At 29.5% G+C, this 26,098-nt stretch carries 22 protein-coding genes; 3 read left to right on the forward strand and 19 right to left on the reverse strand.

Annotated features, from left to right (window positions below):
* Positions 1-38: 38 nt before the first annotated feature.
* The 5 genes from ABDJ34_RS01355 to ABDJ34_RS01375 form a co-directional block, all read right to left on the reverse strand.
* Positions 39-1,637 (reverse strand): Na/Pi cotransporter family protein, encoded by a 1,599-nt coding sequence (locus tag ABDJ34_RS01355; protein ID WP_412701123.1) that lies wholly within the window; start codon positions 1,635-1,637, stop codon positions 39-41.
* Between the two features lie 8 nt (positions 1,638-1,645).
* A complete protein-coding gene (locus ABDJ34_RS01360) occupies positions 1,646-2,113 on the reverse strand; it encodes a tRNA (cytidine(34)-2'-O)-methyltransferase (RefSeq protein ID WP_094208627.1) in 468 nt (155 codons plus the stop codon).
* A gap of 143 nt (positions 2,114-2,256) precedes the next feature.
* The gene (tkt, locus tag ABDJ34_RS01365) at positions 2,257-4,224 is read right to left on the reverse strand and encodes a transketolase (RefSeq protein ID WP_412701124.1); all 1,968 of its coding nucleotides are present in this window, start codon (positions 4,222-4,224) and stop codon (positions 2,257-2,259) included.
* Positions 4,225-4,273: 49 nt separating this feature from the next.
* Positions 4,274-5,344: a DNA-processing protein DprA gene (gene dprA / locus ABDJ34_RS01370; RefSeq protein WP_412701125.1), complete on the reverse strand. Its 1,071-nt coding sequence runs from the start codon at positions 5,342-5,344 to the stop codon at positions 4,274-4,276.
* 92 nt (positions 5,345-5,436) lie between these two features.
* On the reverse strand, positions 5,437-6,846 hold the full coding sequence (locus tag ABDJ34_RS01375; RefSeq protein WP_412701126.1) for a L,D-transpeptidase family protein: 1,410 nt from the start codon (positions 6,844-6,846) through the stop codon (positions 5,437-5,439).
* A 206-nt stretch (positions 6,847-7,052) separates the two neighbouring features.
* On the opposite strand from ABDJ34_RS01375, the gene ABDJ34_RS01380 reads away from it, so the two are divergent.
* From ABDJ34_RS01380 to ABDJ34_RS01390, 3 genes are all read left to right on the forward strand, one after another.
* Positions 7,053-7,871, forward strand: a complete 819-nt coding sequence (locus ABDJ34_RS01380; protein WP_094205708.1) for a pyruvate, water dikinase regulatory protein — start codon at positions 7,053-7,055, stop codon at positions 7,869-7,871.
* A gap of 15 nt (positions 7,872-7,886) precedes the next feature.
* Positions 7,887-10,517, forward strand: coding sequence for a pyruvate, phosphate dikinase (gene ppdK / locus ABDJ34_RS01385; RefSeq protein WP_412701127.1), 2,631 nt, complete (start codon positions 7,887-7,889; stop codon positions 10,515-10,517).
* A gap of 111 nt (positions 10,518-10,628) precedes the next feature.
* A complete protein-coding gene (locus ABDJ34_RS01390) occupies positions 10,629-11,858 on the forward strand; it encodes a lipid II:glycine glycyltransferase FemX (RefSeq protein WP_412701128.1) in 1,230 nt (409 codons plus the stop codon).
* A gap of 40 nt (positions 11,859-11,898) precedes the next feature.
* Here the strand turns inward: ABDJ34_RS01390 and ABDJ34_RS01395 are convergent, their stop codons facing one another.
* The 14 genes from ABDJ34_RS01395 to queA all read right to left on the reverse strand — a co-directional run bounded on the left by ABDJ34_RS01395 (position 11,899) and on the right by queA (position 26,095).
* Positions 11,899-13,239, reverse strand: a complete 1,341-nt coding sequence (locus tag ABDJ34_RS01395) for an MATE family efflux transporter (RefSeq protein WP_412701129.1) — start codon at positions 13,237-13,239, stop codon at positions 11,899-11,901.
* Positions 13,240-13,252: 13 nt separating this feature from the next.
* Positions 13,253-14,131, reverse strand: a complete 879-nt coding sequence (hslO, locus tag ABDJ34_RS01400; RefSeq protein WP_412701130.1) for an Hsp33 family molecular chaperone HslO — start codon at positions 14,129-14,131, stop codon at positions 13,253-13,255.
* Positions 14,132-14,183: 52 nt separating this feature from the next.
* Complete coding sequence (locus tag ABDJ34_RS01405; protein WP_412701131.1) at positions 14,184-14,387, reverse strand: cold-shock protein; 204 nt, start codon at positions 14,385-14,387, stop codon at positions 14,184-14,186.
* 87 nt (positions 14,388-14,474) lie between these two features.
* Positions 14,475-15,191: a class I SAM-dependent DNA methyltransferase gene (locus ABDJ34_RS01410; RefSeq protein WP_412701132.1), complete on the reverse strand. Its 717-nt coding sequence runs from the start codon at positions 15,189-15,191 to the stop codon at positions 14,475-14,477.
* A complete protein-coding gene (gene hpt / locus ABDJ34_RS01415; RefSeq protein WP_412701133.1) occupies positions 15,184-15,705 on the reverse strand; it encodes a hypoxanthine phosphoribosyltransferase in 522 nt (173 codons plus the stop codon). The genes ABDJ34_RS01410 and hpt overlap by 8 nt, the downstream gene beginning before the upstream one ends.
* Positions 15,680-15,850 carry a cation:proton antiporter gene (locus tag ABDJ34_RS01420; protein ID WP_412701134.1) on the reverse strand — a complete coding sequence of 57 codons (171 nt, stop codon included), beginning with the start codon at positions 15,848-15,850 and terminating at the stop codon, positions 15,680-15,682. Before ABDJ34_RS01420 ends, hpt begins: the two co-directional genes overlap by 26 nt.
* Positions 15,850-18,468, reverse strand: a complete 2,619-nt coding sequence (locus tag ABDJ34_RS01425; protein ID WP_412701135.1) for a valine--tRNA ligase — start codon at positions 18,466-18,468, stop codon at positions 15,850-15,852. The genes ABDJ34_RS01420 and ABDJ34_RS01425 overlap by 1 nt, the downstream gene beginning before the upstream one ends.
* 14 nt (positions 18,469-18,482) lie before the next feature.
* A complete protein-coding gene (locus ABDJ34_RS01430; RefSeq protein ID WP_412701136.1) occupies positions 18,483-19,091 on the reverse strand; it encodes an MBL fold metallo-hydrolase in 609 nt (202 codons plus the stop codon).
* Positions 19,091-19,537, reverse strand: coding sequence for a D-aminoacyl-tRNA deacylase (dtd, locus tag ABDJ34_RS01435; RefSeq protein WP_094205717.1), 447 nt, complete (start codon positions 19,535-19,537; stop codon positions 19,091-19,093). Before dtd ends, ABDJ34_RS01430 begins: the two co-directional genes overlap by 1 nt.
* Positions 19,537-21,708 carry a RelA/SpoT family protein gene (locus ABDJ34_RS01440; protein WP_353316213.1) on the reverse strand — a complete coding sequence of 724 codons (2,172 nt, stop codon included), beginning with the start codon at positions 21,706-21,708 and terminating at the stop codon, positions 19,537-19,539. The genes dtd and ABDJ34_RS01440 overlap by 1 nt, the downstream gene beginning before the upstream one ends.
* A 64-nt stretch (positions 21,709-21,772) precedes the next feature.
* Positions 21,773-23,515, reverse strand: a complete 1,743-nt coding sequence (recJ, locus tag ABDJ34_RS01445) for a single-stranded-DNA-specific exonuclease RecJ (RefSeq protein ID WP_412701137.1) — start codon at positions 23,513-23,515, stop codon at positions 21,773-21,775.
* A 66-nt stretch (positions 23,516-23,581) separates the two neighbouring features.
* A complete protein-coding gene (yajC, locus tag ABDJ34_RS01450; RefSeq protein ID WP_353316215.1) occupies positions 23,582-23,902 on the reverse strand; it encodes a preprotein translocase subunit YajC in 321 nt (106 codons plus the stop codon).
* Between the two features lie 23 nt (positions 23,903-23,925).
* Positions 23,926-25,065: a tRNA guanosine(34) transglycosylase Tgt gene (gene tgt, locus ABDJ34_RS01455; protein ID WP_094208640.1), complete on the reverse strand. Its 1,140-nt coding sequence runs from the start codon at positions 25,063-25,065 to the stop codon at positions 23,926-23,928.
* Complete coding sequence (queA, locus tag ABDJ34_RS01460; protein ID WP_412701138.1) at positions 25,058-26,095, reverse strand: tRNA preQ1(34) S-adenosylmethionine ribosyltransferase-isomerase QueA; 1,038 nt, start codon at positions 26,093-26,095, stop codon at positions 25,058-25,060. The genes tgt and queA overlap by 8 nt, the downstream gene beginning before the upstream one ends.
* Positions 26,096-26,098: the final 3 nt, after the last annotated feature.

Consider the following 26,098-nt stretch of genomic DNA (forward strand, 5'->3'; position numbering starts at 1 on the left):
TTATTATATACCCGATATATAATCTTATTAATCAAATTCTAAACCTCAATATGAAGAGTATAATTGGATATATTTGTGCAATGGTCTGATATTCTTTCCAAATTTGATAGAATATCTAAGAAATTAACTCCAATTGTTGAATCACATTCATTGTTGTTAATTCTTTTGATATGATTATGTCTATATTTTTTTTCTAAAAAGTCTACATTATTTTCAATATTTGCGACTTTAGAAGCCAATGATTGATCATTATTTTTAAATGCCATAGTTGAATCTATTATTGCATTTTCTACATTTGTATATAAATCTTTATATTCATCGATAGCTACTTTGCTAAATTCTTTTTCTTCGTCATAAACAAGAGTTACAATTCCACATATATTTTCAACATGATCTCCTATTCTCTCGAGATCATTAAGCATATCTTGCATAATAAAAATTTGTGTATGTTCTTCATCTGAAATAGATTTATTAGATAATTTTACAAGATACTCAACGATATGTTTTTCCAAATTATTAATTCTTTTTTCTTCTGCTAATATTTTTGATCTTAGTTTTTTGTTACCTGTCATAAAGTATTCATCAACATTTTTAAAATTTTGATATACAATGTCACTCATTCTAATAACTTCAAGTCTAGCTTGTTCAACCGCAATAGAAGGAGTTTCTAAAATTCTGTCATCTAAATATTGTAAGTCTTTTGCGTGTTCTTCACCTGGAACAATTTTCATAGCAGCTTTAACTAAAAAGTTTGAAACTGGAAGTTGAATTGCAACGTTTATTATATTGAATAAAGTATGATAATTTGCTATTTGTCTTGAAACATTTAATGGAGTTAACATGGATACTATGTTCTGCATCAATTTATTTAAAAATAATAGTACAATTATCGTACCAATTGCGTTAAATAATAAATGTATTATTGCTGCTCTTTTAGCATTTTTCCCTGCTCCTACTGATGAAAGTAAAGCAGTAGTAGTAGTACCAATATTGCCCCCTAATAAAAGAGGAGCTGCTTGATTGATTGTTAATAATCCCTGTTTTCCCAAAGCTTGTATTAAACCGATAGAGGCCGAAGATGATTGTACTGCAGTAGTTAAGAAAAATCCTACAAAAACTCCAATTATCGGTGAGTTTAATTTTAATAAAGCATTTTTAAACCACAATTCTTTAGATAGTGGATTTAATCCATCTCCCATAGTATTCATTCCTATGAAAATTAAACCTAGACCAACAAAGACTTCACCTAGATTTTTTTTCCTATCATCTTTTGCACTCATATATAAAAGTACACCAAAAGCTACAATTAATGGTGCATATTTGGCAATGTCAAAAGCGATTATTTGTGCAGTGATAGTAGTTCCGACGTTTGCCCCTATAATTACTCCAACAGCTTGGTTTAAAGGCATTAAACCTGCATTAACAAAACCTACAACCATTACTGTTGCTGCAGAAGATGATTGTATTACTAATGTTACTACTATACCTAGTAAGACACCTATGTATTTATTCCTAGTTAAAGAACCTACTATCTTTTTTAATTTATTACCTGACGATTTTTGGAGACCTTCACCCATTATTGTCATTCCGAACAAGAAAAGTGCCAACCCACCTAAAACCGGAGTTATAATATCCATAATACCTCCTACTTTAATCCTGGAAAATCTATCTGTCTCAATGCTTCAAATAAAACTATATTGCACGAATTTGCTAAATTTAATGATCTATCAATTTCCATATTCATTGGAATCTTTATAGAATGATCATTATGTTTAGCTACCAAATCTTTATTTATTCCTGAAGATTCCTTTCCGAACACGAAAAAATCACCATCTTGATATTCAAGCTCATGATAATAATTTGTTGCAAAAGTTTCAACATAAAAAACTCTATCATTTCCTTTAATGTATTCTAAAAATTCATTCATATCATCATGAATAACTAAATCAACTTTATCCCAATAATCCATGCCGGACCTCTTTAATAATTTGTCATCTAGTCTAAAGCTAAAAGGTCTAACTAAATGTAATCTAGAATTAGTTAGAACACAAGTTCTTCCTATATTTCCTGTATTAGAAGGTTTCTCTGGTTCTAAAAGAACAATATTTATCATATCCACCTCTTTACGATTCTTTAACTATATTTTAATATTCCCATAAAAAATATACCATAAAAGAAATAGTATTTCAATTTTAAAAACGATTAAAATTTTAAAACAAAAAGACCATCAACACAAAATTGTTGACGGTCTGTCGATTATAAATATTGTTTTATTTTTTCAACTATTTTTTCTGTTGTAAATCCAAAGTGATCCATTATTTTACTACCTGGAGCGCTCATTCCGAACTCATCTATTCCTATATTTAATCCATTAAGTCCAGTATATTTTTGCCATCCATAAGTTGACAAACATTCAATGCTAACTCTTTTTTCAACATTTTTTGGAATAACAGAATCTTTGTATTCTTGATCTTGTTTGTCGAAAATTTCTTGACACATCATTGATACAACTTGAGCCTTAACTCCTTCTTTTTCAAGAGCCTCACTTGCATCTAATGCAAGTTTAACTTCAGAACCTGTTGCTATTATTACTAAATCAGGAGACTCTTGTTTTTTTAGAATATATCCTCCTTTTAAGGCTTGTTCGTTAGTTTCTTTTAAATTAACTAATTTTTGTCTAGATAATACTAAAGCTGTTGGTGTTTCTTTATTTTCTAATGCTATCTTGTATGCCATTGATGTTTCAAAGCCATCAGCAGGTCTAATAGTATTAAGATTTGGAATAGTTCTAAGCATTGCTAATTGTTCTATTGGTTCATGAGTAGGTCCGTCTTCTCCAACACCGATTGAATCATGAGTCAATATATATAGTACTTGTCTCTTCATTAAAGATGACAATCTCATCGCTGGTTTTAAATAATCTGAGAAAATCATAAATGTAGCACAATAAGGAATTAATCCACCATATAAACTTATACCATTCGTGATAGCAGCCATTGCGTGTTCTCTAACACCGAATTGTATATTCCTTCCAGATCTATTTGTTTGCGTAAATACATCTAAACCATCCATAAATGTTTTATTAGATGGAGCTAAATCCGCAGATCCTCCAACAATATTTAATTGTTTATCTTTTAATCTATTTAATAAAACATGTGAGTATGATCTTGTAGCATCATCTTTTTCGAAGCTAGTAAACTCTTTAGATGTTAAATATTCTTCATCAATTTCTTTAGATAAGAATTTCATTAATTTATCATATAGGTCTTTGTGAGTGTGTTTGTAGTCTTCAAACATACTTTCCCATTCAGAATAATATTTTTCCTTTTCTGAAGTTGATTGCGCAAAAAGTTCCTTAACTTCTTGTGGAATATGGAATTCTTCTGTAAAGTCTAATCCTAATTTTTCTTTTAAACTTGGGATGTTTTCTGCGCCAATTGGAGCCCCATGAGCTTTTGCAGTTCCTTCAACAACACTTCCATAACCTATTTTTGTTTTTATTTCAATAAATGATGGTTTATCTGTTGTTTTCGCAAGTTCGATAGTTTCTCTTATTTTTTCTATATCATTTCCATCTTCTACAAAATAAGTATCCCAGCCTAACGCTTCATATCTAGCTCTGACATTTTCCGAGAAAATATTTTTTGTATCGCCTTCAATTGTTATATTGTTAGAATCATATAAACAAATCAATTTTGAAAGTTTTAATGATCCAGCTATTGAACTAGCTTCATTAGTTATTCCTTCTTGAAGACAACCATCACCAACAATTGTGTAAGTATAGTTATCAAAAATTTTGTGGTTTTCGGTATTAAATTGGCTGGCCATATATTCTTGAGCAATTGCCATACCAACAGCCATGCTCAATCCTTGTCCTAAAGGACCAGTCGTAGCATCAATTCCTTTTGTATGCAAATATTCTGGATGTCCTGGTGTTAAGCTGTTGTATTGTCTAAATTCTTTTAAATCATCAACAGTTATTCCAAATCCAAATAAATGTAAAAGTGAATATAACATTGCAGACCCATGTCCAGCCGATAAAATAAATCTGTCCCTATTTATCCAATCGCTGTGTTTTGGTGAAAAATGCATTATGTCATTAAATAATGTAAATGTCATAGGGCTTGCACCTAAAGGAAGTCCAGGGTGGCCTGAATTCGCTTTTTGAATCATTTCTACAGATAATAATCTAATAGTATTAATAGCTAATTGTTTTTTGTCCATATCATTCTCCTCTATAAAATTCCAATGTTATTATATCACATTATTTAATCTACTTTAATGAGTATTTGCTTCCAATATCCACAACAATTCCCAACAATTCCATTTTTGTTAAACTCATCAATACATCAGATATATCTTCATTTAATTTTATAGAAATTTCATCTGGTGAATTGGCGTCAATTTTCAATAAATTATATATTTTACGTTCTAAATCATTCAAATCAAAACTTAATTGTGGCTTTTCAATATATTTATTTTGAAACTCAGGGATTTGAGTTATAATATCCAAAACGTCGGTTAATATGTAAGCTCCATCTTTTATTAGTTGATTAGTTCCGGTTGAATAAACTGAGTTAATATTTCCTGGAACAGCAAATATATCTCTACCTTGAGACAAGGCATAAGATGATGTGATTAATGTACCGCTTTTCTCTTTTGCTTCAATAACGACAGTTGCAAGTGATAAACCAGAAATAATTCTATTTCTAAACGGAAAATTATATGGCAATGGTGCTATTCCAAAAGGATATTCACTCATAATTACTCCGTTATGTGATGAAATCATATCTTGAAACACTCTATAATTGCTCCTTGGATAAACTTGGTCTATTCCACACCCTAAAACTCCAATTGTTTTATTATTATTTTCAAGAGAAGTTTGATGAGAAATTTTGTCTATACCAAGAGCCAATCCACTAACAACTGGTATTTTATATTGTGATATTTCAGATACAAATTTTTTACATGCATAAGATCCATATTGACTACATTTTCTAGCTCCGACAAATGAAACACAATTATCGAAATCTTCAGTCAAATCACCTTTATAGTACAAAGTATATGGTGCATCATCTATTTCAAGTAATTTTTTCGGATATTTTGAATCACCATATGTAGTAAATTTTATACTGTTTTTCCATAATTTTTCTTTGTACAAATTTATATCGAATTTTTTCATATTTTTTAGAATAAATTCGTAAATTTTAGGATCTACTTCTAAAAGTTTTTTTGCATTATCGTAGATAATCTCATCTAATGTATTATAATTTTCAATAATTGGACCTATCCAATTATAATTCGTGTTCAAACTACTTAAAAATAATAATAAATCTGAATCCATAATTTACCCCTTTTCTTTACATATAGAATACCATTAATTTTTATTTTTTTACAATAAAAAAAGTCGACTATTATAAAATAATCGACTAATTTTTAATAGATTACAACTGGCATTCCATTTTCAGCCGAATTGAAAATAGTACGAACATGATTTATAGGAGTATTTATACAACCATGACTTCCAGCACCATTAAAGATTTGTCCACCGTAGGCGGCCCTTCCCTTTGTATCGTGAATTCCTACACCAGTATAGTCAATTTGCATCCAATAATCTACATGAACTTTATATTTTGATCCGTCTGGATTTAATCCTCTTAAAAATCTATCAGTTTCTTTTGACCAAATTTCAAATAATCCTGTTGGTGTTTCGTGGTCAATTGATGGATCTCCTGTAACAACAGGTGTGTCTAATACTAGTTTACCATCTTTAAAATACCACAAATGTTGTGCTCCCAAGCTTATTTCAATATAGCTTTTTCCAAGAACTCCATTATTTCGGCTTCTTCTGCTATATACTAAATCACTGTCTATGGTTTTACCGTTTTTTAAAGCATCTGTAATCATAGCTACTGTTTGTTTTTTGTTAATTTCATTTCCAAAAACTTTTGCTTTAACTTTTATGGATTTACCATTATGAGTTGTAAAATCAAAATCTTTTCCAACAACTTCAAATTTTTCTTTCAAGTCATCTACAAAAATTCTAACTTTTTTATCTTCAAACTTATAATTTTCATCTAAGAAAATAGAATTATCTTCTATTTTTTGTGATTCTCCGTTTGGCAATTTTAAAGTAATAGAAGCTTTTGCAATATTTTCAAGTTCTTTTTTGTTTGGCTCCAATGATTTTTTTGTAACTTGAGGATTAATATATTCTGAAGATAATTTGATTTCATCCTTGTGTTCATTAAATCCTTTTATTACGGATTCACAAACTTTATCCAAATCAAGCTTATTACCTAATTCTTCAGGTTTGATTATTGCTTTTTTGTTTTCAAAAATCAATTGGGCGTTTTTTGGTTCTTTGATATTTTTGAATAGCTCACTATTTTTAATCGTTTCTTTTAATTTTTTAGAATCTACACTTTTCTTAACTTTTACATCTGTTTTTATTCCTTTAATAAGTTCTACTGGCCACAAAAAACCATGTTGTACATAGGTTTGATTTTCCAAAGCAACTTGTTTTAAACCCGCTTGTGAATTATTCAATGTAACAGTTTTATTATCTCTTCCTATAATTGATGTAGTTTGCTCATCAAAAATGTTTTTAACATCAGAAATTTTTCTTACTCCTAAACTTTCACCATTAATTTTCGCGTTAGGATAAGTCATGAAGCTAAAAAATATTGAAACCAATATATAAATACCTAAAAGAATTGAAACAACCCAAATCCATGATTGAGATTTTTTTGATTCTTTCAGTTTATAAATACTATTATTTTTTGAAGACTCATTATTCATTTGAATAGTTTTATTGTCTTCATCTTTTTGTAAATCATTTTTCAATTTATCACCTTCTATTAATTATTTCTGTACCTAGAATGATATCATAAATACACAACACTAGTAAACATTTATATTAAATTATACTTTTTCTATAATCTATACTTAATCAAATTTGTGATAATTTTAAATAAAATAACAAAGATTTGCTTTAAAATTGTAAAAAATGATGTATAATTAAATTGATAATACAAATAAAGGGGTGAATTATGGAAAATATTAATCTGGTAGTTTTATCAGATTCTACCGGGGACACAGGTGATCAAATAGCAAGAGCCGCTTTAGCTCAATTTGATATTACTTGTGAAAATGCTAAATTTCACTTATTTGGACATATCCGATCTATTGAGCATCTTAATTCTACATTACAAAAATGCTTAGAAATGGATAATATTATCATATATTATAGTTTAGTTGAAGAAAGTTTAATTGATAGTTTAAAGAAATTTTGTGATATGAATAATCTCATATCGGTAGATATTTTAACTCCATCAATTGTAGCCATCCAAAGGCTAACAAAACGATCTCCAGCAACAAATCCAGGTGCATTACGTAAACTTGACGAACATTATTTTAGAAGAATTGATGCAATAGAATTTGCTGTACGATATGATGATGGAAAAGATCCAAGAGGAGTCGCTAGAGCTGATATAACGATTATTGGTGTTTCTAGAACTTCGAAAACACCATTATCTATGTATCTTGCAAATAAGCATTACAAAGTTTGCAATATTCCACTTGTACCAGAGTCACCAGTCCCAAAGGAACTTTTTGAAATCGAACCAAAAAGAGTCATCGGTCTTACTAACTCTCCTGATAAGCTAAACAAAATCAGAAAAGAAAGACTAAAATCTATGGGATTGCCAACTGAAAGTACATACTCTGATTTGGGTAGAATACTTGATGAATTAGATTATGCTGAGAAGGTAATGAAGAAAATCGGATGTCCTATAATAAACGTTTCTGACAGAGCAATCGAAGAAACGGCAGAAGTTATTATCAGACATCTAAAAAAAATGAATGATTAAAAAGGAGTTTTTTAAATGACAGAAAAATATGTTTACAGTTTTAAAGAAGGTAATAAAGACATGCGAAGCCTTCTTGGTGGAAAAGGTGCCAACTTAGCCGAAATGACTAATATGGATATACCTGTTCCAACAGGATTTACTATTACTACTGAAGCTTGTAACAAATTTTATCAAGAAGACGAAAAATTATGGGATGGATTATTTGAAGAAATCAAATCACATATTGAAGAAACAGAAAAAGAATTAAACAAGAAATTTTCCGATGAAGAAAATCCTCTACTGTTTTCTGTTCGTTCTGGCGCTGTAATATCTATGCCAGGTATGATGGACACAATCTTAAACCTAGGTTTAAATGATAAATCTGTTATCGGTTTAGCCAAATCAACTAATAACGAAAGATTTGCTTATGATTCTTATAGAAGATTTATTCAAATGTTTTCAGATGTTGCAAGAGAAATTCCTAAAGTATTATTTGAAAACGAATTAGATAAAATAAAAGAAGAAAAAAACGTTACAGATGATACAGATCTTGATAGCGAAGATTTAAAGAAAATTGTTGAAAAATTCAAAAAAATCTACAAAGAAGAAATGGGCGAAGATTTTCCACAAGACCCTATCGATCAATTGAGATATGCAATAGAAGCAGTTTTTAGATCTTGGAATAATCCTAGAGCCAAAATTTATAGACAATTAAACGGCATCGATGATAAATTAGGTACTGCAGTGAACATTCAATCAATGGTATTCGGTAACATGGGAAATACATCTGGAACAGGTGTTGCATTCTCAAGAAACCCTGCAACTGGTGAAAATAAATTATTTGGTGAATTCTTAATGAATGCACAAGGTGAAGATGTTGTTGCTGGTATAAGAACTCCTCAACCAATCAGTCAATTACAAGACGTTATGCCTGAAGTATATAAACAATTCCATTCTATAACTAAAAGATTAGAAGAACACTACAGAGATATGCAAGATTTGGAATTCACAATTGAAAATTCTAAATTATATTTACTTCAAACTAGAAACGGAAAAAGAACCGCTATCAGCGCACTAAATGTCGCAGTAGATCAAGTAAATGAAGGTTTAATTTCAAAAGAAGAAGCTATTTTAAGAATCGAACCAAATAGTTTAAATCAACTCCTACACCCTACTTTTGATCAAAAAGAATTAGAAAATGCTGAAGTTATTACAAAAGGTTTAGCTGCTTCACCTGGAGCCGCTAGTGGTCACGTTTATTTTAGTGCTGAAGATTGTAAAACAGCTGCATCTAAAGGCATTAAATCAATAATAGTTCGTCAAGAAACATCTCCTGAAGATATTGAAGGTATGATTAAAGCTGAAGGTATATTAACTGCCAGAGGAGGTATGACATCTCACGCTGCAGTAGTTGCACGTGGAATGGGTGCATGTTGTGTAGCAGGTGCTAGTGAAATAAGAGTAGACGAAGAAAACAAAGTAATCAGAGGTAAAAACATCGAAATCAAAGAAGGAGATTTGATTTCATTAGATGGTAGCACTGGATATGTTTATAAAGGAGAAATTTCTAAAGTAAGTCCAGAACTTACTGGTAACTTTGCCCAATTTATGCAATGGGTTGATGAAATTAAAAGATTAGGTGTAAAAACTAATGCAGATACTCCAAAAGATGCACATCAAGCAAAAGAATTTGGTGCTGAAGGAATTGGATTAACAAGAACTGAGCACATGTTCTTCAACGAAGAAAGAATTCCAATCGTTAGACAAATGATTCTCTCAAACACTACCGAAAGAAGACAAAAAGCTCTTGATAAATTAAGACCTTTCCAAGAAGAAGACTTTTACAACATTTACAAAGAAATGGGAGATTTATCAGTTACTATCAGACTTTTAGATCCACCACTTCATGAATTCTTACCAAAAGAAAAACATGATATTGAAGAATTAGCGAAAGAAATGGATTTAACTTACGATGAAGTAAATGATATTATTTTAGAACTTCACGAAGTAAACCCAATGCTTGGACACAGAGGTTGTAGACTAGCTGTAACTTATCCAGAAATTTATAGAATGCAAGCAAGAGCAATTATTAGCGCTGCTCTAAAAGTTAAAGAAGAAACTTCACATGAAATAGTTCCTCAAATTATGATTCCGCTTGTTGGAGAAAAGAGAGAATTAAAATACGTTAAGGATCAAATAATTGAAGAAATCAATCAAGTATTTGAAGAAACAAATCAAAAACTAGAATATCAAATCGGTACTATGATTGAAATACCAAGAGCTTGTTTAATGGCTGATGAAATTGCCGAAGAAGCTGACTTCTTCAGTTTTGGTACAAATGACTTAACTCAAATGTCATTTGGTTTCTCACGAGATGATGCAGGTAAATTCTTATCAGAATATAAAGAAAATAAAATCTATTCAAGAAGTCCATTTGAAAGATTGGACCAAGAAGGTGTTGGTCAGCTAATCAAAATTGCTATTGAAAGAGGTAAATCTTCAAACCCTGATTTACACGTAGGTATTTGTGGTGAACATGGCGGAGATCCTGAAAGTGTTGAATTCTGTCACAGAATTGGATTAGATTATGTATCTTGTTCCCCATACAGAGTTCCAATCGCAAGATTAGCAGCAGCTCAAGCAGCAGCAAGAGAAAAATTAAAATAATTAGTTTTATTAGATAGAGTAACTATGTTTACTCTATCTTTTTTTTGATTTCTATTAAATAATTATAATCACAATTTATGGTATAATGTATGAAGTTAAGGAAGTGATAAAATGGCTTACGAAATGATTACACTTAGTAGTGAAGAACATGATAATTTTGTTAAAAACCATAAATATGGAGAATTAAATCAAATATATAAATGGCAATTTGTAAAAAAAGGATGGATTGGAAAAAATATTGGAATTAAAAAAGATGGCAAACTTGTTGGTGCCTGTTTAATTTTATTGAGAAAACTCCCGGTTCTTCCCTATTATTTTGCTTATGCTCCAAAAGGACCTGTGATTGACTATGAAAATAAAGATGATTTAAAATCAACTATCCAAATTTTAAAGGATTTTTGCAAACAAAACAAAGTTTTTTCTTTGAAATTTGACCCTCAAGTTTCTGTGGAAATTGATGGATTAATTGACTACTTAAAAGAACTTGGATGTTACCATCATGGTTTAAAAAAAGGGTTAGAATATAATCAACCTAGATATTATATGATAACTGATATAGATAAATCTGAAAAAGAAGTTATGAATTCTTTTCAATCTAGAACTAAAAGTGTTGTAAAAAAATCTTTAAAAAATGGACTTGTATGTAAAAGATGCGACAAGAATGAATTATCTAAGTTTTCAAAATTAATGGAAATTACAGCTAAAAGAGATGAATTCAATCACAGAAGTCATGAATATTTCGAGAATTTATATGATGTTTTAAATCCAGATGGTGATTGTGAATTATACCTAACTAAGCTTATTCCATCAAGTGTAAAAAAATCAAATGAAGATGACTTAGAGCAAATAGATAAACAAGAGTTAAAAACTAAAAATAAATTGGAAAAAGATATAACGGAAGAAAAAAAGAATAATTTCTTAAAAGAACTAGATGTATTAGATAATAGAAGAAAAAGATGTAAAGATTTAATCGAGCAAATGAATGGATACATCGAAAATGATGTTGAGGAAATTGTATTATCAGGAGCATTATTAACATTTTGTGGAAAAAAATCATACTATCTTTACGGAGCATCTTCAAATGATTTTAGAGATTTAAGTCCAAATTATTTAATGCAATGGACTATGATGAAAAGAGCTATAGAAAAAGGATGCACATCTTATGACTTCGGTGGAGTATCAGGATATACTCCGGAAGATAATGTAGAAGACCATGAAGCCGGCTTATATGAATTTAAAAAAAGATTTGGCACTGAAATGATAGCTACAATTGGAGAGTTTGACATAGTATTTAATAAATTTATAAATAAATTATTTGAATTTGCGCTAAAACACAGATAATATAAAAACTAGGATTGATATAATAATCAATCCTAGTTTTTTAATCCAATAAATATTTTAATTTATTTTTGTAAACTTTTCTGTAAAATACAATAAACAAGCTAATTCCCTTACATATAACAAGTGAAGATATAATTACCCATATCCATTCAATTCTCAAGTTATTATACATAACCAGAAGGGACAATGGAATTCTGATGAAATTAAATATAATTCCGTTTATAGAAGGATACTTAGTTAATGAAATTCCATTCAAAAATCCAGTAGTAGCTATTTCTACACACATGAATATTTCAGAGATTGACAATATTCTTAAATACACTACCCCTATATTTAACGTATTATGATCATCTGGAATAAATAGCTTAAATAATTGTGGAGCAAAAGTGAATAAGAATATAGTTGTGAATATTCCTATACCAACACATATCTTCATACCTTTTTTGTATCCTTCCATTACTCTGGAATAGTTTTTCGCTCCGTTATTTTGAGCAATAAAGGTAGATAATGCAACACTGAATCCACCTACAGTTAACCATGTAATAGATTCTATTTGATTGCCTATTTTTTGTGCAGCTATAGCTTCTTTTCCCCAATGAGCTATAATAGCAGCCATTATTATAGAAAACGTCGCAAAAAGGCATTCTTGAAGGGCTATAGGAAATCCCAAATCAAAAAGTCTCTTTACATAAATTAAATGCATTTTTTCTTTCAAGTATTTAAAATATTCAAATCTAACTATCATAAACATAATACATGCTGACATTTGAGCGATAAAAGTAGCAAGCGCAGCCCCTTTTATTCCCATTGGGTTTATAAAACCAAATCCAAATATCAAAACAGGATCTAATACTATATTAATTCCCAAAGCAATTGTGTTTATTATAAAAGGAATTTTACTTTCCCCCTGTCCATTTAATATTCCTGTTAGAACTGGATTTATGAAGTTAAAAAATATTGAAGCTACAAAAAATCCGTAATACTCAAATGCTAGTTTTGTGACCGATTCATCCAGATTAAAGAAATGTATTATTTGTACTTTAAGTAAAACCATTAATAAAATAAATACAAATCCAACTATTAATGCAAATTTTATCGCATTAGATATGTATTTTTGTACAGAATCCATATCCTTTTTACCAATGCAATCTGCTACAGATATTTGTGCACCTACGCTTAACATCATACATATCGCATAACTCAACCATCCAAAAAACCCTACAGTTCCAGCCGCAGCTACTGACTCTATAGACAATCTTCCCAACCAAAATAAGTCCATCAGATTATAACTCATCTGTATAAAAGATGTTGCCATAATTGGTAATGATAAGCTTATTAATTCCTTATAAATATTACCTTCAGTAAGATTTCTAGTTTTCAATTAACACCATCCTTTATATATTATTTCTTAATTTTATCAAGTCTTCTTTAGTAAAATTGTATTTTTCATGGCAAAAATCACATACCAATTCAGCTTTTCCATCCTCTTCAATCAATTCATTTAACGTTTCTTTTCCCAATGAAATCAAAGATCTTTCAACTCTATCTCTATTACAATCACATAAATATTTTACTTCTTTTTCACCCAATAATTTTAAATCAAAGTCTGCAAAAAATTGATTTAAAACGTCAAAAGGATTTTCATGATTTACAAATAGTGAAGAAATTGGTGGAAAATTATTAATATCTTTTTCCAATTTATCAATTAATGATTCATCATATCCTGGCAATGCTTGAATAAATAATCCTCCAGCGCTTTTTATCGATAAATCGGTATCTACCAAGACCCCCAAAGCCACAACTGTTGGTCTTTGATCAGATTGATAGAAGTAATTACTAAAATCTTCAGCTATTTCACCACTAACTAAACTAGTTTGACCTATATAAGGTTCCTTTAATTTAAAATCTTTTATAACAGTAAGTAGACCATCATTTCCTACAAAATTACCAACATCTAATTTTTTATTAGATTTTGGTGGTAAATCAACTTCTGGATGACTTACATAACTCTTTACCTCTCCTCTACCGTTAACTGTAGAAATTAACATTCCACCTGGTCCGTTCCCTTGTAAATTTAATGTAATATTGTGTTTGTCATTTTTTAATTCGTGACTCATAATTGACGCCATAGTACTTAATCTTCCCAACGCAGCGGATGCTGTTGCTGATGTATTATGAATATTTCTTACTGATTGTACTAACTCCGTAGAATCTACAATTATAAATCTAAATGATTCTGTAGAATCGGTAGCAATATATAATTTATTTATCATATAACCTCCAAATAAAAAACCCCCTAAAAAGGGGCATATTAATAATATTTTATTATAATTTTTTTACATTACAAGCTTGAAGACCTCTAGGTCCATCGGCGATATCAAATTCAACTTCTTGATTTTCTTCTAGTTTTCTATATTCGCCGTTATCTTCCAATGCAGTATAATGCACAAATACATCTCCATGATCTTCTGCTGAGATAAATCCGAATCCTTTTGTAGCATTAAACCATTTTACAGTTCCTTTTGTCATATTTCCTCCAATATTTAACGTAGTTTTCATTTACTATACTAATATAACATACACAATAAAAATATACAACGAAATAATTATAGTTACCTAATAACATATAAATAATGCACGTTGGGTACAATTATTAAGAGTTTTACCTGTATCAAAATCTATTATTTTAACAGTATTAAATCCACTGTTGTACAACATAAATCTTAGTGCATCCAAACTATAAACTTTTTCTGTTTGAGTTTCTCTAATCCTTTGATAAGAATTATCCTGATTTTTCACAAAAAAGTCAATATAAAAATCTATCAAATTATCTTCTTCATAATATTGATTAACCCAAGTATAAAAAATATCCTCATATTCATACACAAAGTGATTGTTACCCATTACTTCTATTAGCTTATAAGGAGTGTTTACATCAAACATAAACACTCCTGTACAATTTTCATTAATATTTGAGAACAAATTCTGTAGTTTTTCTGAGTCTAGTATATAGTTTATTGTATCTAAAGTAGAAAAAATAAAATCATAATTTTTTGTTAATTCTAATTGACATAAATCCTCATTAATAATACTGATATTAGGAAATTTATCTGCACAAATTTTCAACATTTCTTTACTAAGATCCACTCCAGTATAATTAATTGAGGCGTTATAGAAGTATTTTGTCATATTTCCACTACCGATTCCTAACTCAAGAATAGATTCTGGTTTTATGTCTAATTTTTTTAATTCTTTTTTGATAACTTCAGAATATTCTTCATAATCAATATCAAAAGTTAATTTATCATAAATATACGCAAATTCTTTATACATCTTGATTCCAAATGAAAATGTAAGGTATATTTCGATATGATGATTTATAATTCAAACCATAACCAACTATAAAAACATCATCAATTTCAAAACCAACGTAATCAGCGTTATATTCAACTTGTCTTCTGCTTGGTTTATCGAGCAATACACATGTTTTAACACTTTTTGGATTTTTTTGTTTAATATATTCCAAAGTATTTACGATTGTATTTCCAGAATCAATAATGTCATCAACTATTAACACATCATAGTTTTCTAAATTTTCTCTTACATCAGTAAGGATTTTTACTTTACCTGTTGATTTTTCAGCGTCTTCATAAGAAGATGTAGTCATAAAATCAATACAAATTGGCATATCTATTTGTCTAACCAAATCAGACATGAACATAAAACTTCCTCTAAGAAGAGATACTACACATAAATTCTTATCTTTGTAATCTTTGGTAATTTGAGCACCTAATTCTTTAACTTTATCTTTAATTTGTTGTTCACTTAATAATATTTCTTCTTTCATTATTCACCCCTGTATTTGAACTATTTATATTCTCATCTATCTTTTTTTCAATCTTCTCTAATAATACTAAAATTTTATTTAAAGTATATTGTACGCTGACCAACACCATAATCAAAACAAAACCAAATGTGATTTTGAATTTCATTACATATTTTCCTTAATAGAACTAATAGAATTATTAATATCGTCAATTAAATGTGAATATTTTTCGACTTTTTCTTTTTCTTTCTCTACAAGAGCTTCAGGAGCCCCTTTTAAGAATCCTTCATTGTTAAGCTTTGATTCCGCTCTCTTTAATTCTGATTTAGCTGTATTTAATTCTTTTTCTAGTCTTTCTAATTCTTTAGAATAATCAATTAAATCATTCAATGGAATAATGATTTTATAAGAATCTTTAACAATTACTATATTATTATCTTCTGATATATCTTCGTTAACCTTATATTCGTTTATAGAAACGCTTGATCTAAATAGTGACTCTAGTTGTTTAAAATCTTGCTCCAAGCTCTTATCAGATGTCAATATATATATATCAGATTGTTTTTTAGGCGCAATATTCATTTCTTGTCTTGAATTTCTAATACTAATTACAGATTCAACTAACTTGTCAATAATTTGTTCTTCGTTTTTATATGATTTTGTTTCAGAATATTTTGGCCATGTTTCGTTAATCAACATATCATTTTTATTAGGAAGATAGCTATATATTTCTTCTGTGATATATGGCATAAATGGATGTAATAATTTTATTACATTAGTCAACGTATAAATCAAAACTGAGATTGCAGATTTTTTTAAAATAGAATCATCTCCATAAAGTCTTGGTTTAACTAGTTCAATGTACCAATCACAGAATACATTCCAAGTAAAATCATATATTTTTTCAGCTGCTATACCAATTTCGTATTTATTTAAATTAGTAGATACTTCATCAATGACATCATTTAAGCTTGATATAATCCACTTGTCTTCAATTTGTAATTCGACATCATTGATGTTTTTAACATCATCTTCTACATTCATGAAAACAAATCTGGATGCGTTCCATAATTTATTGCAGAAATTTCTATTCGCTTCTACTTTTTCCATGTAGAATCTTGAATCATTTCCAGGGGTATTACCAGTGATTAACGCAAATCTTAACGCATCTGCTCCATATTGATCTATAACTTCTATAGGATCAATACCATTTCCCAAAGATTTTGACATTTTTCTTCCTTGAGAGTCTTTAACTAATCCTGTCAAGTAAACATCTTTGAAAGGAACTTCTCCCAAATTATAAAGTGAAGAGAATACCATTCTAATTACCCAGAAGAAAATAATATCATATCCTGTTACTAGCACATTTGTAGGGAAGAAATATTTCAAATCTTCTGTTTCGTTTGGCCATCCTAATGTGGAAAAAGGCCATAATGCAGATGAGAACCATGTATCCAAAGTGTCTGGATCTTGAGTATATTTTTCAGGGTCGGGATTTTTTCTTGCAACTACAACTTCACCTGTTTCATTATGGTAATAAACCGGAAGTCTATGTCCCCACCATAATTGGCGAGAAATACACCAATCTCTAATGTTTTCTAACCAATTTACATAAACTTTTTCGAATCTTTTTGGAATAAATCTAATTTCTTCATTTTTATAAGCGTCTAAAGCTAATTTTGCTAACTTATCCATCTTAACAAACCATTGTTTACTGATTAATGGCTCAACAGTAGTATGGCATCTTTCACAATGACCTACAGCATGTTCATGTTCTTTTACTGAATCTAGTTGTCCGATTTTTTCCAAATCTTCGATAATTAATTTTCTTGCTTCATATCTATCTAATCCAGAATATTTACCATATCCTTCAACAATCTTTGCATCCTCATCAATTACAACACATTGACCTAGCTCATGTCTTGCACCTACTTCAAAGTCATTAGGATCATGTGAAGGAGTAATCTTAACAATTCCAGTTCCAAATTCCATATCTACATAGCTATCAGCAATAACTTTAATTTCTCTATTAACTAATGGTAATATCAAAGTTTTTCCAACAATGTCAGTATATCTTTCATCATCTGGATTTACAGCGACTGCCAAATCACCCAATAATGTTTCTGGTCTAGTAGTAGCTATTACAATATAATCATCAGAATCCTTGAATTTATATCGAATATTCCAAAAATGTCCCGATTCATCTTCGTGGACAACTTCTATGTCGCTTATTGCAGTATGACAATTTGGACACCAATTTACAATTCTGTCACCTTGGTAAATCAAATCATCATTGTACATTTTTATAAATACTTCTTCTACTGCTTCTGTTAAATTGTCATCAAGAGTAAAAGCTTCTCTACTCCAATCACAAGATACTCCTAATTTTTTTAATTGATTTTTGATATTTCCACCGTATTCACGTGTCCAGTCCCAAGATGCTTCCAAAAATCCATCTCTACCTAAAGATTCTTTGGATTTTCCTTCTTCTTTTAATTTACTTACAACTTTTGCTTCAGTTGCAATACTAGCATGGTCTGTTCCTGGAACCCAAAGAGCACTATATCCATCCATTCTATTTTTTCTAATCAATATATCTTGTATAGTGTTATTTAACGCATGACCTAGGTGTAAATTACCCGTTACATTTGGTGGTGGCATTACAATTGTAAATGGTTTTTTATCATTATCAATAACGCCTTTGAAGTAACCTTCATTTTCCCAAATTTTATATATCTTATCTTCAAAATCTTTTGGATTGTAATTTTTTTCTAAATTTTTCATAATTCTCCTAAATTTTATTTAAAATATGGATTGTATTTCTTTTCGTCACCAATATTAGTTTCTGGTCCGTGTCCAGGATAAACTTTTATATCATTATTTAAAAGTTTTAGCTTTTCAATACTATTTTTAATGTCTTCAAAACTTGCAGTTGGCAAATCATATCTACCTATTGAATTCTTGAACAACATATCTCCTGAAAACATTACATCTTTGTAAATATAGCAGCTAGATCCATAAGTATGGCCTGGAGTTTCTAAAACTGATATTTTAGAATCATTAAACTCAATCGTATCTCCTTCTTTTACATAATAATCTGCTTTTAAAGTAATTGGATTTCCAACTTTTCTTGTATAATTTTTTTCAGGATCTTCAAGTAAATCTTTTTCTTTTTCTGGAGCGTAAATAACTGTATTTAGCTTATTTTTTAATTCTTCAGCTGCAAATATATGATCAAAATGACCATGTGTAATCAATATAAATTGTATTTCTAAATTACGATTTTTGATATATTCACAAATATCATCAGCTTGTGCACCTGGATCCACAACAAAACATTTATTATCTTCCGATAAAATGTACATGTTTTCTCCATATTTTGTAGTAACTATTTTGTCTAATGTCATTATTCACTCCTACTATCTATAATTATCGTAACTGGTCCATCATTTGTAAGTGATACCTTCATATCAGCTCCAAATTCCCCAGTTTGAAAAGGTACATTTTCTTTTTTTAACTTTTCAATAAACTTTTCGTATAAATCTCTAGCAAATTCTCCTTTGGCACATTTATCAAATGATGGTCTATTCCCTTTTCTAGTACTTGCATACAATGTAAACTGAGAGACAAGTAAAATTTCATAATTTAAATCTTTAATTGAAAGATTAAGCTTATCTTCTTCATCAGAAAATATTCTTAAATTAACAAGTTTTCTGATGCAATAATCAATATCCTGTTCATTATCTTCCCTATGAATTCCTAGTAGTACTAAAAAACCATCTTTAATTTCACTTTTTGTCGTACCATCTATTTCAACTTTTGCTTTATTAACTCTTTGAACTAATAATTTCATTATGAATTCACCCTAAAAACGTCTATAGTTCCTTTAATATTTTTAATTCTAGCAATTACTGTATCGATCTGAGAACTAGAACTAATTTCTAATATTATATTAATCGTTACTGTTTTATCTTTATTTGTTCTAGTGTTAAATGTTTTAATGTTTAATTTGCACTCACTTATAACTTTAGTTATATCAGCAAGATAACCGACATTACTAAAAGATATTATTTGAAGTTCAACTTGATAATTATGATTGATTAAATTATTGCCCCATCTAACTGTGATTAATCTATCTTTGTCATTGACTGATTTTACATTGGAACAATCTCTTCTGTGAACACTAATTCCTCTACCTCTAGTAATGTATCCGACTATTTCGTCACCAGGAATTGGGTTACAACATTTAGCAAGTTTTATTTCTACATTATCAATTCCATCAATTACTACTCCACTTTCTTTTGGCTCTTCATTAACAAAATCGACATGATTTGGTTTATTAACAACTTGGTCTGTTTCATAATAGTCTTTGTGATATTCCTTTAGCTTAGGAATAACTTGCGTAACCCTTGTAGAACCATAACCAATAGCAGCGTACAAATCATCAATAGATGAAAAGCTTAATTTACTTGCAATTTCTTCAAGCCATTCTCTTTTTAGTAATTCATTGAAACTATAGCCCATTTTTGCAACTTCTTTTTCAAGCATATCTCTTCCAGAAACAATATTCTCAGTTCTTTGTTCTTTTTTAAACCACTGCTTAATTTTTGTTTTAGCTTGAGATGATTTTACAATTTTTAGCCAGTCTTTTGAAGGACCTGAATTTGGATTTGTAAGAATTTCAACAACATTTCCTGTTTTTAATTTGTAAGTTAATGGTACAATCTTTCCGTCTACTTTTGCACCAACACATTTGTTTCCTACTGCAGAGTGAACTTTGTACGCAAAATCAATCGGTGTTGAACCAGATGGCAAATCCATTACATCACCTTTTGGTGAGTAAACAAAAACTTCATCATTGGCAAATTCTTCTTTGAATAAATCCATGAATTCTTTTGAATCTGTATAATCTTTTTGCCAATCCATGATTTCTCTTAGCCACGCTAATTTGCTATCATATTTTGATTTTTTATTAGTAGTACCTTCTTTGTACTTCCAATGCGCAGCGATACCATATTCAGAAGTTTTATGCATTTCCCAAGTTCTAATTTGTATCTCATAAGTTCTTCCGTCATGAGCTAATATTGTAGTGTGTAAAGATTGGTACATATTAGGTTTTGGAGTTGCAATATAATCTTTGAAAGTATTAGGGATTGGTCTGAAAAATCTATGAGCAATTCCTAAAACATCATAACATTCACTTTCTTTATTGACTATAACTCTGATGGCTGATAAGTCTTTGATTTCTTCAAATGCCAAATGTTTTTTGTACATTTTTTTATATATTGAAAATACACTTTTTGGCCTTCCAAAAATCTCCGCTTTTATATTATATTTTTCAAGTTCATCTTGAAATTGTCTTATAATATTTTGTATTTGGGATTCTCTTTGTTGTCTAGTTTCGTTTATTTTATTTACTATATCTTGATAAATATTTGGTTCCAAATACTTTAAGCTTAAATCTTCTAATTCCCATTTTATTGTAGACATACCAAGTCTGTGAGCAAGTGGTGCATAAATTTCTAAAACTTCATTGGCTTTTTCAATCTGTTTTTCGCGAGTCATGTATTCCAAAGTTCTCATATTGTGAAGCCTGTCAGACAACTTAATTATTATAACTCTAATGTCTTTGGCCATTGCCAAGATCATTTTCTTTAAATTTTCTGCTTGATTATCTTTTTTAGTTTTAAATTTAATTTGTTTTAATTTTGTAACACCATCGACCAGGTCAGCTATTTCTTTGCTAAATAAATACTCTAAATCTTCGTAAGTTATTTCTGTATCCTCTACGACATCGTGAAATAGCCCGGCTATGATAGTCGCATCATCCATGTTCAAAGAAGCCAAAATTTTAGCTACAGCAATCGGATGAATTGCATAAGGCTCACCAGAATTTCTAAACTGTCCCTCATGAGCTCTAACCATGTAGCCATATGCTCTAGTTATCTCATCTACATCAGTATTTGGATTATATGATTTTATAGATTTTATCAAACTTTGTAAATCCGATTGTTCATAATGCATAAAGCTACCTCCTAATAATTATTTTGTTATAATTATACCATAACATGAGCATTATTGTTAACACTTACCTTAAATCAATTAAATTTAATTGAATATTCTTCACATTATTAAAATCATTAATCTCAGGGTAGTATATTATATCTATTTTTGCATTACTAGCAATACTGTTTTCAAGTTGAATCATTACATTTTCACCGAATTTTTCTAATAAATAATTATATTTTTCTATAGCTTCTGAAAACATAATTGCATCAATTGTTTTATTATTTTTGAGTAATTTCAACTTCAAAACATTCTTATTTTTTCCAATCATCCTTGCAAAAATAATTTCCAAGTTTTTATCTCCCAAAATAGGTCTAGGATTATCCTTGCCAAAAGGACGAAGACGATCGATTTCTTCTATCAAATCAAAATCTATCTTGTCTACATAAAAGCTTGAATCAATAAGGATTTTTTTTACAAAATCCTCTTTGGTAAGTCTGCTTCTTTGATTAACTTTAGTTCTAAACTCATCTAATTTATCTACTTCAATTGATAATCCACACGCCATAGGATGACCACCAAATGATACAAACAGTTCTCTAAACTCATCAAATTCTTTGAATATATCATACTCTGAAATACTTCTTCCTGATCCTTTAAGAACATCTTGATTTTCTGATTGTGTTAATATTAACGTTGGTTTATTGTATTTATCTTTAATTCTTCCAGCTATGATTCCACAAACACTTTCATGAATTCCTTCAACATTACAAATCAATATATCATCATTTATCAGTCCTGTGTTTTCAATTATTTCGACAGCTTTATTAAATCCATCTTCTGTTAATTTTTTTCTTTTTTCATTGAGATCAACTAAAACTTTAGCGTAAGCTTCTACATTATCCATGTTTTCATCACGAAATAGTTCAACGCCTAATTTAGCAGTATCTAATCTTCCGGCGGCGTTAATACATGGACCAATAATAAATCCTAAACTGTAAACATTTACTCCATTTTTAATTCCAGACATATCAATCAAGCATTTTAATCCGTAATTCTCTGTATTATTGATTTCTTCTAATCCTTTAATCACAAAATATCTATTTTCGTCCTTTAAATCTACGATATCACATACAGTTCCCATTGCTACATATTGGAGCAAATTTTCACATTGTAACATACCGTATCCTTTTTTGATATTTATAGCCTGAATTAATTTATAAGCAACCCCTGCGCCACATAAACTTTTAAATGGATAATTGCAAGTCAGCTGTTGGGGGTTAATGACTGCATCAGCATTTGGAATGATTTCTTTTCCATCAAGTTTTATTGTTTGGTGATGATCAGTTACAATTATTTTTATTCCATTTTGTTTGGCATAATCACATTGTTCTATAGCACTTATACCATTATCACATGTTACTATTAAATCAATATTATCTTCAATACATTTGTCTATTATGCTAAAAGAAATCCCATATCCATCAATCATTCTATTAGGAATATCATAAGAAAGTTTATCTGTAAAATATCCAAGACCATCTAATAAAGTCATAGTCGATGAATTTCCGTCTTGATCGTAATCGCCAACTATTCTTATTTTTTTCTCATTTTCAATAGCATTTATAATTATTTCCACAGCTTTGTCCATATCTTTCATTAAAAATGGATTATGGTATGAATTCTCTGCATTAGGATTCAAAAAGGTTTCAAAATTTGTAATATTTCTATTTAATAAAATCTTTGCTATTAATGGATGAATATTATATCTTTGAGATACTTCAGTAAAATTATTACCTCTATTGTTTATTAACCATTTATTCATTCATTCTCTCCAAATAAAAAAATGGATTTATAGCTCAAATTTTAAGTTTGAGCTATAAATCAATTTCTATTTTTCTTCATTATCTTCTTTTTTGTCTTCTTGCTTGTTTTCTGTTACTTTTGCTGCTTTTACATTTGATGCAATAGCATTTTTAACAAATTCAAGTCTTGTTTTTTGTGATGAAGTTTCCAAGATGACACTATCATCATTTACAGAAACTATTGTTCCCTTAACTCCACCAATTGTAATTACTTCGTCTCCAACTTTTATAGCGTTTCTCATATCCATTAATTGTTTTTGTTGCTTTTGTTGTGGACGAATCATTAAAAAATACATTACAGCAAAAAGTGCAATCAAAGGCAATAATGATGCTAACATTTTTGGCATAATAATCCTCCTTAAATATTTACTTATTTAATATTATCACATTTTTGGTGATAATCATAACCATAATTTCTATAGAATTCATCTTTGAATTCTAAGTATCTATCTTCTTCTATAGATTTTCTAATATTTTCCATCAATTTGATTAAAAATCTCAAATTATGAATAGACAATAATCTTGCGCCTAAGATTTCATCTACATTTAGTAAATGTCTGATATATGCTCTAGTATGGTTTTTGCAAGCATAACAATCGCAATTATCGTCAAGTGCAGAAAAATCATCTTTGTATTTTGCGTTTTTTACAACTAATTTACCTTTAGAAGTTAAGGCTGTACCATTACGAGCAATTCTAGTAGGAAGAACACAATCACACATATCAACACCATGTTCAACTGCTTCGAATAAGTAATCCGGTGTACCAACACCCATTAAATATCTCGGTTTATTTTCTGGCATAAAATCAGTTGTAAAATCTAATAAATCAATCATCAAATCTCTAGGTTCGCCTACGGATAATCCACCTATAGCATAGCCTGGCAAATCAAAATCAATTGTATTTTTAGCAGAATATTCTCTTAAATCTTTGTACATACCACCTTGAATAATTCCAAAAAGATTTTGCTTATCAGTGTTTTTATGATAATCTTTACATCTTTTAAGCCATCTTAGTGTTCTTTTCATTGAGTCTTCTGTGTATTCATAACTTGCTGGATAAGGAACACATTCATCAAAAGCCATCATTATATCGGATCCCAAATCATTTTGAATTTCCATTGATTTTTCAGGAGATATAAAATGTTTTGATCCATCAATATGGCTTCTAAACTGAACTCCTTCCTCAGTAATTTTTCTTGTCTTACTCAAACTAAAAACTTGAAATCCACCACTATCTGTTAGAATTGGTCTATCCCAATTCATGAATTTATGAAGGCCATCTGCTTTTCTGATAATTTCTTGACCCGGCTTTAAGTATAAATGATATGTGTTAGATAGAATTATTTGAGAACCAATAGATTTCAATTCATCATTGTTCATTGCTTTAACTGTTGCTCTTGTGCCTACTGGCATAAACACAGGTGTTTTTATAACACCATGATTTGTTTCTATTGTCCCTGTTCTTGCTTTGCATTGAGACGATTTTTTCTCTAGTGTAAATTTAAACATTCTTGCCTCCATTTATGAACATAGCATCCCCAAAGCTAAAAAATCTAAAATCATTTTGCTTTGCTTTTTCATAAGCATCAAAAATGTATTCTTTCTTTGAAAAAGCACTAACCAACATCATTAAAGTAGACTTAGGTAAATGGAAGTTAGTGATTAAGCTGTCCACGATAGTAAATTCAAATCCTGGATATATGAAGATATCTGTCCAACCACTTTCAGCTACTAGTTTTGAATTATTATTGTGTGTAACTGTTTCTAAAGTTCTTACGCTTGTGGTTCCTACCGCTATAATGTTATGTCCTTTACTTTTTTGTCGATTAATAATATCAACGGTTTTTTGACTTATAGTATAATATTCAGAATGCATATGATGATCTTTAACATCATCTACTTTAACCGGTCTAAATGTTCCTAGTCCCACATGTAATGTTAAGAATACTACATAAATCCCTTTTTCTTTGATACTTTCTAAAAGTTCATTTGTAAAATGAAGACCTGCCGTAGGTGCTGCTGCACTTCCTTTGTGTTTTGAATAAACAGTTTGGTATCTTTCCTTATCATTCAATTTTTCTTTTATATATGGAGGAAGTGGCATATTTCCAAGTTCATCCAATCGCTCTTCAAAAATTCCTTCATAATCGAATTTTAAAATTCTAGATCCATCTTCTGTAATGTCTACGACTTTTGCGCTTACTTTATCAGAAAATTCTATTACTTGACCTAATTTCATTTTCTTTCCAGGCTTTACCAAACATTCCCACTTATCTTCTGTTTGTTGTAGAAGTAAAACCTCAATTTTTTCTTCTTTTCCTGGTCTGTGTCCAAAAAGTCTAGCGGGAATAACTCGTGTGTTATTACATACTAAAACATCACCAGGGTTTAAATAATCTATAATATTATAAAACTTTTTTATTTCTGTATTTCCGTTAAATCTATCCATAACCATTAGCTTAGATTCATCTCTTTTATCTAATGGAGTTTGTGCGATAAATTTTTCATCTAACTCGTAATCAAAATCATCTGTATTCATCTT

The organism is Finegoldia dalianensis, from assembly GCF_046255015.1.
Lineage (GTDB): Bacteria > Bacillota > Clostridia > Tissierellales > Peptoniphilaceae > Finegoldia > Finegoldia magna.